Source organism: Roseibium sp. R5 (assembly GCF_055755305.1).
Window position 1 is genome coordinate 3,747,656 of record NZ_CM146910.1, and the last position, 13,470, is coordinate 3,761,125.

Here is a 13,470-nt window from a genome sequence, read left to right on the forward strand (position 1 = left end):
CGCGATAAGTCCGGGGTAGCGATTTCAAACACCGCCTCCCCCAAGCAAAACGGGCCGCAAACTCGCGGCCCAATCGATCAAGCCGGCGGACCGGCGGATTTCTTTACAACAGCGTCAATGGCTTTCAGTTCAGCCAGAAGAGCCCCAAGGTTCCGCAGCGCGATCATGTTCGGGCCATCTGATGATGTCGTGTTCTCAGGATCTGGATGCGTTTCAATAAAGACCCCGCCAACACCGACCGCAACGGCTGCGCGCGCCAGCACAGCAACCATTTCACGGTCACCGCCGGAAGACCCGCCAAGACCGCCTGGCTGCTGGACTGAATGGGTTGCATCAAAGATCACCGGTGCTCCGGTCTGGGCCATGATCGGCAACGCGCGCATGTCGCTCACCAGCGTGTTGTAGCCGAAGCTCGCGCCACGCTCGGTCAAGAGCACATTAGGATTGCCGGAATCCGTTATTTTCCGGAGGACGTTCTTCATGTCCCAAGGAGCCAGAAACTGCCCCTTCTTTACGTTGATCACAGCACCCGTTTCAGCAGCTGCGACCAGAAGGTCTGTTTGGCGGCACAAAAAGGCCGGGATCTGGAGGACATCGATCACTTCAGCGACTGGAGCACACTGCTCTGCGTTATGAATGTCAGTCAGGACCGGAAGACCAAATTTCTCTTTGATTTCAGCAAAAATTGGCAAGGCTTCGTTCAAACCGATGCCGCGGGTTGCTGACAGGGACGTCCGGTTCGCCTTGTCGAACGAACTCTTGTAGACAACCGGGATTCCTAAACCGCCCGCAATTTCCTTCACCGCTGCCGCACATTCCAGCGCATGGTCGCGGCTTTCCAATTGGCATGGCCCGGCAATCAAGCTGAAGGGCGCGGAATTATTGAAGGAAACGCTCCCCACGTTCACAGTGCGGTTGGCTTCAGTCATCAAGGATCCTTTGTCTGCTGGGTAACAGCGGCCAGCTCAATTGAGCGGGTAAATGGGGGTGATGTGAATTCGCGTGTTCAATAACCTTCTTTTCCAGAACCTGCAATATCAGGCGGCTCGGAACACGGAATTCATTTTAATCGATTTAAAAAGCAGGCAGCTCCAGACGTGTGATTTACGCCACATCCGTTTCACGCAGATAAGAGATACATTCAGTGTTAATACTCTCCGGGGTATTGCCCATACAAAAGAAACGTTACGTCCGGGAGCGTGTTGCGGTAATGCGCGGTCGGATGTGAGCACACGTTGATAAGAGCCACCTGCGTGGCGGAATTTGCAAGAGTTGGAATTTCAGGCATGACGAAACCGATCCGCAAAGCCATCCTTCCCGTTGCCGGTCTTGGCACCCGCTTTTTGCCGGCAACCAAAGCTGTGCCGAAGGAAATGCTGACGATCGTCGATCGGCCGATAATCCAATATGTAGTGGATGAAGCACGGGCTGCTGGCATTGAGCACATTGTCTTTGTGACCGGCCGCAACAAACAGGTGATCGAGGATCACTTCGACGTGGCTTATGAGCTTGAAGACACCTTGAAAGCCCGCAACAAGACAGCGGCTCTGGATCTTCTTGAAAAACATCGCCCGACACCCGGATCAACCAGCTTCACCCGCCAGCAAGCACCGCTAGGGCTTGGTCATGCCATCTGGTGCGCACGCGACATCATCGGCGACGAACCATTTGCCATCCTTTTGCCGGACGTGATTATCAAATCGAAGGTCAGCTGCCTGAAACAGATGGTCGACCTTTATGAGGGAACCGGCGGCAACGTCATTGCGGTCGAGGAAGTGCCAGAGGATCAGACCCAGAACTACGGTATTGTGGAGCTTGCTGAAAAGATAAACGAAAACGCAGCGCACATTTCCAACATGGTGGAAAAGCCGGCCCCTGGAACCGCCCCGTCCAATTTGATGATCACGGGACGCTATATTCTGCAGCCCCAGATTTTCGAGCTGTTGTCGAAACAAGATACCGGCGCTGGCGGCGAGATCCAGCTGACGGACAGCATGCTGAAGCTGATGGAAACCCAGCCGTTCTCGTCGATCAAGTTCGAAGGCCGGAGTTTCGACTGTGGCTCCAAGGCGGGGTTCTTGAGCGCCAACATTGCGTTCGGTCTGGATGACCCGAAACTCGCCAGCGAAATCCTGCCGTTCATGCGTGAGATGATCGACCAACCGGCGGCAGCTGAGTAACTGTTCGAAACTGCAGTCTGATCAAAACCCGTCACGAACCGTGGCGGGTTTTATGTTTCACGGCGTCGCGACCCTTCCGAAGTGGCCGCAAAAAGCTGACTTATCCCCACCAGATGCATTCCGCAGGGGATTCTTAGCTATTTAAGAACTGAAAAGGAAATACCGGCGTATAGTTGGAGTGTTCGAGAAAGGAGACACCGACTATGGCAGCCTCTTATTTCCGGAAATACGCGGCCGGCGCCGTCCTTGGCGCTGCCCTGGCAATTGGCACGGTTTCACCAAGCCTTGCCGCAGATACCAGCGTGTTTCAGTCCATCATCAAGAACCAGATGAGCGCATTTGCTGCGGACGATGCCAAAACGGCATTCTCCTTTGCAACAAGGTCTCTGCAGCAGCGGTTCCAGACCCCTGAATTCTTCATGCAGATGGTCAAAAGCGGGTATCAGCCGGTCTACCGGCCGAAAGACGTGACATTTGGGCAGTCCAAAATGACCAAATTCGGCCCGACCCAGGAAGTCTACGTTACCGGCCCCAAAGGCCAGAATTGGCTTGCCCTCTACAGTTTTGAAGAGCAAGCAGATGGGTCGTGGCGGATCTCAGGATGCTATCTGACAAAGTCGGACGGGTTCGCAGCTTAGAAGACCAGGGCAAGTTTGAAGGACATCACAGCGCGGCAATGTCGCCGCGCGCCCAGTCTTCCTTGGTTTTGGCGTAGAAATCCTCGAACCGGCTCTCTTCAATCGCGTCCCGCATGCCCTGCATGAGCGTTTGATAGTAAGCGATGTTGTTCCAAGTCAGCAGCATTCCGGAGAGAGCTTCTCCTGCGCGAAACAGGTGGTGAAGGTAAGCGCGGCTGTACGTGCTTGTCGCCGGACATGCGCTCTCTTCGTCCAAGGGGCGTGGATCGTCCTGGTGCCGGGCGTTCTTCAAGTTGACCTTGCCAAACCGGGTGTAAGCCAATCCATGCCGTCCGGCACGGGTTGGCATGACACAATCAAACTGATCGATCCCGCGTTTCACGCTTTCCAAAAGATCGTCTGGTGTGCCGACGCCCATGAGATAACGCGGCTTGTCGACCGGCATGACTGGAGTGGTGATGTCGAGCATTTTCAGCATCACCTCTTGCGGCTCTCCGACCGCAAGGCCACCAACGGAATAGCCTTCCATCGGCAATTTGCCGAGCTCTTCGGCTGAGCGAATGCGGAGTTCGGGAACATCACCGCCCTGAACAATACCGTAAAGCCCCTGCCCCTTGCCTGGGCCGCCCATCTTTTCAAATTGGGTCCGCGAGCGTTCTGCCCACCTCAGCGACAATTCCATGGCTCGCTGAACTTCCTCGCGCGGGCTTGGCAACTTGATGCACTCATCAAGCTGCATTTGAATATCAGAGCCGAGCAGCCCCTGTATTTCGACAGACCGCTCCGGTGTCAGATTATGCTTGCTGCCGTCGATATGGCTTTGGAACCGGACCCCATCCTCATCCAGCTTGCGCAGCTGAGCCAGAGACATCACCTGAAATCCGCCACTGTCAGTCAGGATCGTATGCGGCCAGTTCATGAATTTGTGCAAGCCGCCGAGCCGATCGACCCGTTCGGCGGTCGGGCGCAGCATCAAGTGATAGGTGTTGCCAAGGACCACATCAGCGCCGGTTTCACGGACATGATCGGTGAACATGGCTTTCACCGTTGCCTGTGTCCCGACAGGCATGAAGGCCGGCGTGCGAACAACACCATGCGGTGTCGTGATTTCACCGCGGCGGGCCATACCGTCTGTAGTGATCAGTTTAAAGCCGAATTTCTTGGGGTCGGTCATGAGGATGCGTCCTGGCTTGCGTCTGGAAACAGCAGAGACGCATCGCCATAGCTGTAAAATCTGTACTCGGTGTCGATGGCATGCTGATAAGCAGCCCGCATGGTCTCAAGACCTGAAAGCGCTGAGACCAGCATGAAAAGTGTCGACCGCGGTAGATGGAAGTTCGTCATCAGCGCATCAATGGCCTTGAATTTGTAGCCAGGCGTGATGAAGATCGATGTCTCATCTGCAAACGGGACGATCGTCCCGGATGCCTGGGCTGCGCTTTCAAGAATACGCAAGGACGTGGTTCCAATGCTAACCACCTTGTTGCCCCGGGCCTTGACGGCTTGAAGAGCTGCAGCGGTTTCCTCCGACACTTCTCCCCATTCGGCATGCATCTTGTGATCATCTGTGTCGTCGGCTTTGACCGGAAGGAACGTCCCTGCCCCGACATGCAGCGTCACCCGGTGCATCTCGATCCCGCGGTCCTTGATGGCCGCGAGCAACTCGGGAGTAAAATGAAGACCCGCTGTCGGCGCTGCGACCGCGCCATCCTTTTCCGCAAAGATCGTCTGATAGTCTTGCCGATCCTGCTCGTCTTCGCCGCGTTTTTGCGCAATATAAGGTGGCAGCGGAATGTGACCGACCTGTGCAATTGCAACATCCAGATCCGGGCCGGAACAGTCGAACACCAGCAGAACCTCGCCGCCGTCGGATTTTTCCGTTACCGTCGCCGTCAACCGGGCGCCGTTGCCTTCGAATACAACAAGATCATCGACCTGGAGTTTTTTGGCCGGGCGGACAAAGGCCTTCCACCTGTCAGCCGCAGATCTCAGGTGCAGAGTGACACTGATCCCTGCTTCAATGTCGCCGCGCCGCCGTTTACCCTCCAGCTGCGCCGGAATGACCTTTGTATCGTTGAACACAAGCGCGTCGCCCGGCTCCAAAAGAGCAGGAAGATCGCGCACGCCCTTGTCGCTCAGCTCAGGTGTTTCACCAGGGCGCACAACAAGCATGCGCGCGGCATCGCGTGGCCGCGCAGGCCGCAAGGCAATTCGTTCATTGGGAAGCTCAAAGTCAAACTGATCGACACGCATGGTGAAGGCTAACTGATCCGGTTTTCGGGGTGTTCGGTTGGGGCTGATAATGCCGGTTTGGCATTAGGTCAACCGGAGGTGAAAACAAACACAGCGCGGATGTTGCCACCCGCGCTGTAATAGTCAGAGCTGAAGTCGAGACTTAAGCGTCTGCGGCAACCTTCATTGAATTGATCTTGTCCGGATTTTGGACAGGCTCACCGCGTTTGATCTTGTCGACATTTTCCATGCCTTCGATCACCTTGCCCCAGGCCGTGTATTGGCGGTCAAGGAAGGTGGCATCGTCGAAGCAGATGAAGAACTGGCTATCACCGGAATTCGGATCCTGAGCACGCGCCATGGAGCAAACGCCGCGCACATGCGGTTCGGCGTTGAATTCCGCCTTCAACTTAGTGCCGGAACCGCCAGTGCCTGTGCCATTCGGGCACCCGGTCTGGGCCATGAACCCTTCGATTACGCGGTGAAAGACGATTCCGTCATAAAAACCCTCACGGACCAATTCCTTGATGCGCGCAACGTGGTTGGGCGCAAGGTCCGGGCGCATTTCGATCACGACCTCGCCTTGGGTGGTGTCCATGATCAATGTGTTTTCGGCGTCTTTGATGTCAGCCATGGTTTTCTCCTTGGGTATTCAGGGGCCAGTTGGTGCAGCTCCGGTTAGCCGGCGTCCGCAGCAACTTGCATCTTGATGATTTTATCTGGGTTCGCGGGTGGCTCACCCTTTGTGATGTTGTCGACGAGGTCCATACCTTCGACGACCTTGCCAAATACGGTGTATTGACCGTTCAGCCAGTCACCATCATTGAACATGATGAAAAATTGGGAATTGGCGCTGTTCGGATTCTGGGACCGGGCCATGCCAAGCGTTCCACGCTGAAATGGCTCGGACGAAAATTCGGCGTTCACATCCGGCTTGTCAGATCCGCCGCGGCCGGTTCCTGTCGGATCGCCAGTTTGCGCCATGAACCCATCTATCACACGGTGAAAGACGATGCCGTCATAAAAACCTTCACGCGTCAGTTCCTTGATGCGCGCAACATGGTTCGGAGCGAGATCCGGGCGCAGCTCAATGACCACACGGCCATCTTTCAGATCCAGATAAAGCGTGTTTTCCAGATCCTGCTGTGCAGCGGCCATAGCCGGCATGAAGATCAGGGACGCCAGGACAGCCAGGGCTGTGAGAATTCGTGACATTGGTTACTCCCGCAGTTCACGTCGTTGATATGGGGTGAATTGGGTTCGGCTAGAAAAGTGTCAGTCCGGTCTTGCACGCCGGCGCAAGGGGTCTGCAACCGGCTCGGGAACAAAAGCGGAGATTTCCCCGCCCATTTGCGCGATTTGGCGCACCAAAGTGGCCGTAATGTGCCGCACTGCCGGAGATGCCGGAAGGAACACGGTTTTTATGTCCGGCTCCAATGTTCCGTTCATTCCAGCCATTTGCATCTCGTAATCAAGATCGGTCCCATCGCGCAACCCGCGCACCAGATAATCGGCTTTTTGGGTGCGTGCTGTGTTGATCACGAGATCGGAGAACGCGATTACCTCGATCCGGCTCGCTTCAGCCTCGGAGAATTCGGCCACCGCTGATGTGTGGATTAGCTCAACCCGTTCTTCGAACGAAAACAGCGGTTTCTTTCCCGGATGAATGCCAATGGCCACGACGACCTTGTCCGCCAGTGCAAGCGACTGTCTCAAGATGTCCATATGGCCGTTTGTTACCGGGTCAAAAGAGCCCGGGTAAAGCGCGATACGTGTCATGGGCTCATCCTTACTCTGGCGCTCGCCGCATCACAAGGCATCCGGGCCCGTGAAAGACAATTTCCGCCATGCGACATTGTGTGATGGCGGTCACAGGTTTCTTGCCGGACATGGGTCAAGGTGGCCTCATCAACAAACGGCGTGAGCAGGAGCCAAGACGATGAGGAGCAGCAGTTTTTACAAAACAACCGGTCATCACCAGGTTGCCCGTCCCTTTACAGCGAAAACCAAAGCCATGGACCCGATTGCAAATTTCAAACTGGCCTCGATCTTCATCCTGGCCCTGTTGACTGTCCTGATCGCAGGCATCATCAGCATGAACGCAAGCAACGCGTCACAGGCACAAGAAGTTGGTCAGACAGCACCGCAGGGCATGATGGCGACCAAGACTGACCGCGCTGTCATCCCGGCTAAGGCTGCCAACTGTGAAAGCCAGACATGGGGCGCTTGGAGCGCTGAATGTGCCGCAGAGCTGACCGGTGCCTCCAAGGTTCGCACCGTTTCCTACGTAACGATCGAAAAACAGCCGAACACCGTCAACCAGACCATTTTGGCCCGTTACCCATCGACCAACTGATCTACAACCTCCAAAACCAAATATCCCCAACGGCAAACAGCGGTTCAGGTTCCACCCTGGCCGCTGTTGTCGTTTTCGGTTTCCCAAATTGCGAAGAAACTCTCCAAATCCGGCAAATCCTGACCGAACAGGATCAGCAACAGATACATCATCGCGTCTGTTTTAATTGACTTATTTCAGATCAAGAAGCTTTGGCAAAGAGTTTGCTCCATCAGCCATATCAGCGCTTTAGCGCAGTATCACAGGGAGCAGAACGATGACGAAGACCCACGCAACACGCCGCCCTCGAGCCACTACATGGGCCCGGACTGCACAAATCAAACACTATGAGGGTCTAGGTATCGCCGCGTTGCATGCGGCGCTGGTATGCAAGAATTTTTGTTCACCGGCACAAGCCGCCAATCTAGCCTCGACTTGGCATGGCGCCCCGAACATGTCCGGCATTCTTGCAGGCGTTGCAGAGAGTTGATCTGGCAACAGAACACCCTGAATCTGACAAAGAAAAGGGCGGCAAATTCATCTCTGAAATGCCGCCCGAATTCTAAGTGTTACTCATCTGAACCTGAGGAGCTGTCCGGAGCATCACCAACGCCCCCCTCGCCTGATCCAGCGTCGCCCTCGGCTGCGCCACCTTCTGGCAGTTCACCTTCGACGAGCTCTTCATCCTCATCAACCTCGGAGATCCCTTCAACGGCGACGACCTTCTCGTCTTCGGCCGTCTTGAATATGATCACCCCTTGGGTCGCGCGGCCAGCAATACGGATTCCATCGACCGGACAGCGGATCAACTGGCCACCATCCGTCACCAGCATGATCTGATGACTGTCCTCAACCGGGAACGAGGCTATCAAGCCGCCATTCCGGTTGTTGACGGCCATTGCCGTTATGCCTTTGCCGCCGCGGCCGGTAACACGGTACTCAAAAGACGATGTCCGTTTGCCATATCCATTTTCGGAGATAGTCAGGATGATCTGTTCCGCGGCGCTCATTTCCGCATAGCGTTCCTGAGACAACTCGCCAGCAACAACACCATCCTCGTCTGCAGCCCCGCCGTTTTCATCGGCTTCGCCGCGCATGGCCCGGGAAAGCTTCAGATATGCGGCGCGCTCCTCGGCATCGACGTCGATATGATGCAGGATTTGCATTGAGATGACACGATCGCCGTCCGCAAGCCGGATGCCACGAACACCTACTGAGTTCCGTCCGGCAAATACGCGAACGTCTGTCACAGGGAACCGGATACACTGGCCGGAATTCGTGGTCAGCATGACATCCGAATGCTCAGAACATGTGTCGACCCCCACAATGCCGTCGCCATCTTCCAGCTTCATGGCAATCTTGCCGTTCCGGTTGATGTTGACGAAATCGGAGAGCTTATTACGGCGCACGGTGCCGCGCACTGTTGCAAACATCACGTCGAGGTTTGCCCATGTATCCTCGTCTTCCGGCAAAGGCAGAATTGAGGTGATCTGTTCGCCTTGCTCCAACGGCAGCATGTTGACCAGGGCCTTGCCGCGCGAGGTCGGGCCGCCGAGCGGCAGACGCCAAACCTTCATCTTGTAGCAAATGCCACGGGAGGAGAAGAACAAAACCGGCGTATGCGTGTTGGCAACAAAGAGACGGGTGACGAAATCCTCATCCTTGGTCGCCATGCCCGACCGGCCCTTGCCGCCGCGGCGTTGTGCGCGGTAAGTCGCAAGCGGGACACGCTTGATGTAGCCGCCGTGAGACACGGTTACGACCATGTCTTCACGCTGGATCAGGTCTTCTTCGTCAAAGTCCGCTCCGCCCTCGATAATCTCGGTCCGGCGCGGGGTTGCGAATTCTTCCTTGATCTCCAGCATCTCGTTACGGACGATCTCCTGGATCCGCGCCCGGGAGCGAAGAATGTCGAGATAGTCGCTGATTTCAGCGCCGATCTTGTTGAGTTCTTCCTCGATCTCGTCCCGGCCCATGGCCGTCAGGCGCTGCAGCCGGAGATCGAGGATCGCGCGAGCCTGTTCTTCGGACAGCTTGTAAGTGCCGTCCTCTTGAACCATGTGGCGCGGATCGTCGATCAGCCGGATCAGATCCTCAACATCCCTTGCCGGCCAGTTGCGTTCCATCAATTGTGCGCGCGCAGTCGCCGGATCCGGAGCGGCTCGAATGAGTTTGATCACCTCATCAATGTTGGCGACAGCTATACCCAGTCCCACCAAGATGTGGGCCCGGTCGCGGCACTTTTTCAGCAGGTACCGAGTCCGGCGCTGGATGACCTCTTCGCGGAAAGCGACGAAAGCCTTCAGCATATCGGTGAGGTTCATTTGTTCCGGCTTGCCGCCGTTAAGTGCCACCATGTTCGCCCCGAAGGACGTTTGAAGCTGGCTGAACCTGTAAAGCTGGTTCAAAACCACATCCGGCACGGCATCGCGTTTTAGCTCAATCACGACCCGCATACCGGAGCGGTCACTTTCATCGCGAATGTCGGAGATGCCTTCGACGCGCTTGTCCCGAACCATCTCGGCGATCTTTTCGATCATCGTGGATTTGTTAACCTGATAGGGTATTTCCGAGACGATCAGGGCCCAGCGATCCTTGCGGATTTCTTCTGTGTCCACCTTCGCCCGCATCGGCACAGACCCGCGGCCCGTTTCATAAGCGCTGCGGATACCAGAGCGGCCGAGGATCATGCCGCCGGTCGGGAAGTCCGGTCCGGGTACGATCTGCATGAGCTCTTCCAGCGTCATCGCCGGGTTTTCCATGATCGCGATGGAGGCGTCGATCACTTCGCCCAGATTGTGCGGCGGGATGTTGGTGGCCATACCGACCGCGATACCGCCAGCACCGTTGACCAGAAGGTTCGGGAATTTTGCAGGAAGGACGACCGGCTCGGATTCAGAGTTGTCGTAGTTTTCCTGAAAATCGACCGTTTCCTTGTCGATGTCGTCGAGAAGCCGGTGCGCAACCTTTTCCAGGCGGCACTCGGTGTACCGCATCGCCGCGGCAGGATCGCCATCGATGGAGCCGAAGTTGCCCTGGCCGTCTATCAACGGCAAGCGTAGGGAGAAATCCTGCGCCATGCGGACAAGGGCATCATAGATCGCGCTGTCACCATGCGGGTGGTACTTACCCATAACATCGCCGACCACACGGGCCGACTTGCGGTAAGGCTTGTTCCACTCATAGCCGTTTTCGTGCATCGAATAGAGAATACGCCGGTGCACCGGCTTCAAGCCGTCCCGGACGTCCGGAAGCGCTCGGGACACGATCACGCTCATGGCGTAATCGAGGTAGCTGCGCTTCATTTCATCGACGATGGAGACCGGCTTGATGTCCGACGGAAGCCCGCCTGAAGGGGTGCTGTTGTCCTGGTCAGCCAAGGAGACACTCATTTGTTTGTTATTGCTGGTGTCTTTATATCCGATTCAATTCGCGGGACCAAATTTGCATGCGTTTTTACGCTTGCTAATAATCTCGTAATTTCAATACCTTATAAATCATATACACAGGCACACAGAAACATTTCGCAAGGCTTGGTCGCGTAAGGGCCAAAAGCCCTGTAAAACGCACGTCAAACGCCCATTCAGCCTGTCGGAGACACGCGATGATCGACTTTTACATCAATGCCTTCGCCACGCTATTTGTGACTATCGATCCCGTCGGATTGGCGCCGATGTTTCTGGCGATAACGGCCGGTATGAGTTCTGCCGACCGGCGCCGGGTTGCCGTCCGAGCCACCATCACCGCGGCAGGTATTCTCGGCCTGTTTTATTTCACTGGTCAGACGGTGCTAAATGTTTTGGGGATCTCGGTTTCCGCCTTCCGGGTCGCGGGCGGCATTTTGTTGTTCCTGATCGCCATCGAGATGATTTTCGGCAAACGCCAAGAACGCAAAAGCGAAACAGCTGAAAAGGCGATGGAATCCGCTGAGGCCCATCATGCGACCATCAACGAACTCGCCATCTTTCCCCTGGCCATTCCGTTGATTTCCGGCCCGGCTGCCATTTCTGCAATCATTCTCTTGTCCAGCCAGGCCCCGGACACCCTGACCTATGCCGGTCTTGGCGGCGTGATCTTGATCATCCTGGTCAGTTGTCTCGGCGCCTTCTTGCTGGCAGAACGCATAGAGCGCGCGCTGGGGGATACGGCTCAGCTGGTCATCACCCGCCTGCTGGGCGTCCTACTTGCAGCGCTTTCGGTGCAATTTGTCGCCGACGGGATCCTGGCGTTCCTCGCGTAACCTGTTACGGAAGCTCCAAACGGAATTCCTGCGGCGAGACACCGTGCACGCTGTCCCTTGCGCGGATAATCACCGTTGTAACACCATTCGGAATCTGAACGCCCGACAACGACCGGGTAAATGGTTGCTCGTTGACATGCGGGTGCGCCAGGACCCTTTTGCCGAGAAGTTCGCCCTCCGGCGTGTAGACCTCCCAAAGATCCGCATAGTGGTCCCAGCCTGTGTCGCCGTGCTTGAGTGTGACAGAAAACGTCCACCCGCCGGCCCCCTCTTTCGCCGTTGCATCAACGATCTCCACGTCACCAGCGACGCTTGCGCCAGAGACGAGCACGCTGATGATTGCGGCGATGCAGATGGCTCTTATTTCCAGCATTCAAATGCTCCAATCATTTTTTTAATGCGGCCAGTTTGCCGGGAAATCGAGAGCACAAACAGTCAAACTTGCGTCACCGGGAGTTAACTTAATGACAGACGCGTGTTGCGGAAAGGCTGAGTTGAAGGGTTTACAAACCCCGTCTGACTGTTCAGCACGTTTTGAAGCGCAATCTTACTGCTGGAACCACGAAACCCTTGAACCGTTCGGGTTCATTTTTGGATCCCGCCGAACAGCCCAGACTTTAGTGTTTATTTAGAACTCTCGCGCTCTACTGAGCTCCAGCTGATTTATTCTTGCGAGCATGCCATGCAGTCCGTTGCCAACACGACATATTCTGGTCTTCAAGAACTCGCGTTTGTCGAAGAATCCATGCCGGAATACAATGAGCATATCGTAAAACTCATTTCCGGAGCACTTTATGATTGCGAATCTATCGTAGACTTCGGTGCCGGAATCGGAACATTGGCGGACGTTGTACACAAGCAGACAGCTGTGCGTCCGCGGTGCATCGAAATCGACGAAACCGCACAGTCAATTCTTCGCCATCGAGGGTATCAGGTCTCTAACAGTCTTCTCGATCTTTCAGAACAGGTTGGCGGCATTTACAGTTCCAACGTTCTCGAACATATCGAAGATGACCGTGGAGCTATCAAGGACTGTTTTGAAGCTTTGCGGCCTGGCGGAACCTTGGTCCTCTACCTTCCAGCGTTTCAGTTGCTGTTTTCTGGGTTGGATAGGTCTGTCGGACATTATCGCCGTTATTCGAAGCGGGACCTCATCCACAAACTCCGATCTTCCGGCTTCGCCATCAAAGACTGCCACTATGTTGAAAGCTTGGGGTTCTTTGCCAGCCTCGTGGTGAAGCTTGTCGGCTATGATGTCGAGGGCGGTCTCGGCTCAGCGTCTTCCTATGAGTTTTACAACAAGTACGTCTTTCCCCTAAGCAAGAAAATCGACGCTGTTGGAGCCCGGCACTTGCTGGGCAAAAACATTTTTGTCGCGGCGCAAAAACCGCACGTGGCCTAATTCGCTGATCCGGTAGTACATAGCCCGCTCGGTAACAGCCCCTAATTTCTCTGTGTCTTGTGATGCCGTACCCTGATCTGTCAAACTGTCCGCAAGGACAGGAGGGGCCTCCATGAACGATGAAGCGGTGCGAGAAAAGCTGGTCAGGCTGAAGGCAGAGCTCGAGAGCTTCAGCGAGATCTCCGAGGACGCGCGCGCGACCGTCATGCTTGACCAACAGGCCGTTGGACGGCTCTCGCGCATGGACGCTCTCCAGGGACAAGCCATGGCGCAAGCCTCCGAGCGTCAGCGCCGCGCCGATATTCAACGGATTGAGGCTGCGCTAAAGCGCCTTGATGACGGAGATTACGGTTACTGTGTCGACTGCGGTGAAGACATTGCTGCAAAACGTCTTGAGGTCGATCCGGCTGCGGCCTTTTGTATCCGCTGCGCGAAATAGCGCG

General features: G+C 55.7%; 15 protein-coding genes. 7 read left to right on the forward strand and 8 right to left on the reverse strand.

What is annotated here, in order from left to right; translation table 11 throughout:
• Positions 1 to 77 precede the first annotated feature (77 nt).
• Positions 78 to 929, reverse strand: coding sequence for a 3-deoxy-8-phosphooctulonate synthase (gene kdsA / locus AC0J4F_RS17595; protein WP_473024190.1), 852 nt, complete (start codon positions 927 to 929; stop codon positions 78 to 80).
• 357 nt (positions 930 to 1,286) lie between these two features.
• On the opposite strand from kdsA, the gene galU reads away from it, so the two are divergent.
• A complete protein-coding gene (gene galU / locus AC0J4F_RS17600) occupies positions 1,287 to 2,180 on the forward strand; it encodes a UTP--glucose-1-phosphate uridylyltransferase GalU (protein WP_133947481.1) in 894 nt (297 codons plus the stop codon).
• Positions 2,181 to 2,383: 203 nt separating this feature from the next.
• A complete protein-coding gene (locus AC0J4F_RS17605; RefSeq protein ID WP_133947483.1) occupies positions 2,384 to 2,818 on the forward strand; it encodes a DUF4864 domain-containing protein in 435 nt (144 codons plus the stop codon).
• A 25-nt stretch (positions 2,819 to 2,843) separates the two neighbouring features.
• Here the strand turns inward: AC0J4F_RS17605 and tgt are convergent, their stop codons facing one another.
• The 5 genes from tgt to coaD all read right to left on the reverse strand — a co-directional run bounded on the left by tgt (position 2,844) and on the right by coaD (position 6,829).
• Positions 2,844 to 3,992 (reverse strand): tRNA guanosine(34) transglycosylase Tgt, encoded by a 1,149-nt coding sequence (gene tgt / locus AC0J4F_RS17610; RefSeq protein ID WP_473024191.1) that lies wholly within the window; start codon positions 3,990 to 3,992, stop codon positions 2,844 to 2,846.
• A complete protein-coding gene (gene queA, locus AC0J4F_RS17615; RefSeq protein ID WP_133947487.1) occupies positions 3,989 to 5,071 on the reverse strand; it encodes a tRNA preQ1(34) S-adenosylmethionine ribosyltransferase-isomerase QueA in 1,083 nt (360 codons plus the stop codon). The genes tgt and queA overlap by 4 nt, the downstream gene beginning before the upstream one ends.
• 142 nt (positions 5,072 to 5,213) lie before the next feature.
• Entirely contained in the window at positions 5,214 to 5,675 is a 462-nt protein-coding gene (locus AC0J4F_RS17620; RefSeq protein WP_085955881.1) for a peptidylprolyl isomerase, read from the reverse strand.
• A 53-nt stretch (positions 5,676 to 5,728) separates the two neighbouring features.
• A complete protein-coding gene (locus AC0J4F_RS17625) occupies positions 5,729 to 6,265 on the reverse strand; it encodes a peptidylprolyl isomerase (RefSeq protein WP_133947489.1) in 537 nt (178 codons plus the stop codon).
• Between the two features lie 60 nt (positions 6,266 to 6,325).
• Positions 6,326 to 6,829, reverse strand: coding sequence for a pantetheine-phosphate adenylyltransferase (gene coaD, locus AC0J4F_RS17630; RefSeq protein ID WP_133947491.1), 504 nt, complete (start codon positions 6,827 to 6,829; stop codon positions 6,326 to 6,328).
• A gap of 160 nt (positions 6,830 to 6,989) precedes the next feature.
• Here coaD and AC0J4F_RS17635 point away from each other — a divergent pair, with 160 nt between their 5' ends.
• A complete protein-coding gene (locus AC0J4F_RS17635; protein ID WP_133947493.1) occupies positions 6,990 to 7,406 on the forward strand; it encodes a phosphopantetheine adenylyltransferase in 417 nt (138 codons plus the stop codon).
• 256 nt (positions 7,407 to 7,662) lie between these two features.
• Complete coding sequence (locus AC0J4F_RS17640; protein WP_133947495.1) at positions 7,663 to 7,875, forward strand: hypothetical protein; 213 nt, start codon at positions 7,663 to 7,665, stop codon at positions 7,873 to 7,875.
• Positions 7,876 to 7,954: 79 nt separating this feature from the next.
• Here the strand turns inward: AC0J4F_RS17640 and gyrA are convergent, their stop codons facing one another.
• Positions 7,955 to 10,777, reverse strand: a complete 2,823-nt coding sequence (gyrA, locus tag AC0J4F_RS17645; protein WP_133947497.1) for a DNA gyrase subunit A — start codon at positions 10,775 to 10,777, stop codon at positions 7,955 to 7,957.
• A 212-nt stretch (positions 10,778 to 10,989) separates the two neighbouring features.
• On the opposite strand from gyrA, the gene AC0J4F_RS17650 reads away from it, so the two are divergent.
• Positions 10,990 to 11,625 (forward strand): MarC family protein, encoded by a 636-nt coding sequence (locus AC0J4F_RS17650; RefSeq protein WP_209175726.1) that lies wholly within the window; start codon positions 10,990 to 10,992, stop codon positions 11,623 to 11,625.
• A 4-nt stretch (positions 11,626 to 11,629) separates the two neighbouring features.
• Here AC0J4F_RS17650 and AC0J4F_RS17655 read toward each other — a convergent pair whose 3' ends face one another.
• Positions 11,630 to 11,998 (reverse strand): hypothetical protein, encoded by a 369-nt coding sequence (locus tag AC0J4F_RS17655; RefSeq protein WP_473024192.1) that lies wholly within the window; start codon positions 11,996 to 11,998, stop codon positions 11,630 to 11,632.
• Between the two features lie 309 nt (positions 11,999 to 12,307).
• Here AC0J4F_RS17655 and AC0J4F_RS17660 point away from each other — a divergent pair, with 309 nt between their 5' ends.
• Together AC0J4F_RS17660 and AC0J4F_RS17665 are read left to right on the forward strand one after the other, a co-directional pair.
• Complete coding sequence (locus tag AC0J4F_RS17660) at positions 12,308 to 13,027, forward strand: class I SAM-dependent methyltransferase (RefSeq protein ID WP_473024193.1); 720 nt, start codon at positions 12,308 to 12,310, stop codon at positions 13,025 to 13,027.
• A 112-nt stretch (positions 13,028 to 13,139) separates the two neighbouring features.
• Positions 13,140 to 13,466, forward strand: a complete 327-nt coding sequence (locus AC0J4F_RS17665) for a TraR/DksA family transcriptional regulator (protein ID WP_209181063.1) — start codon at positions 13,140 to 13,142, stop codon at positions 13,464 to 13,466.
• The last annotated feature ends 4 nt before the right edge of the window (positions 13,467 to 13,470 follow it).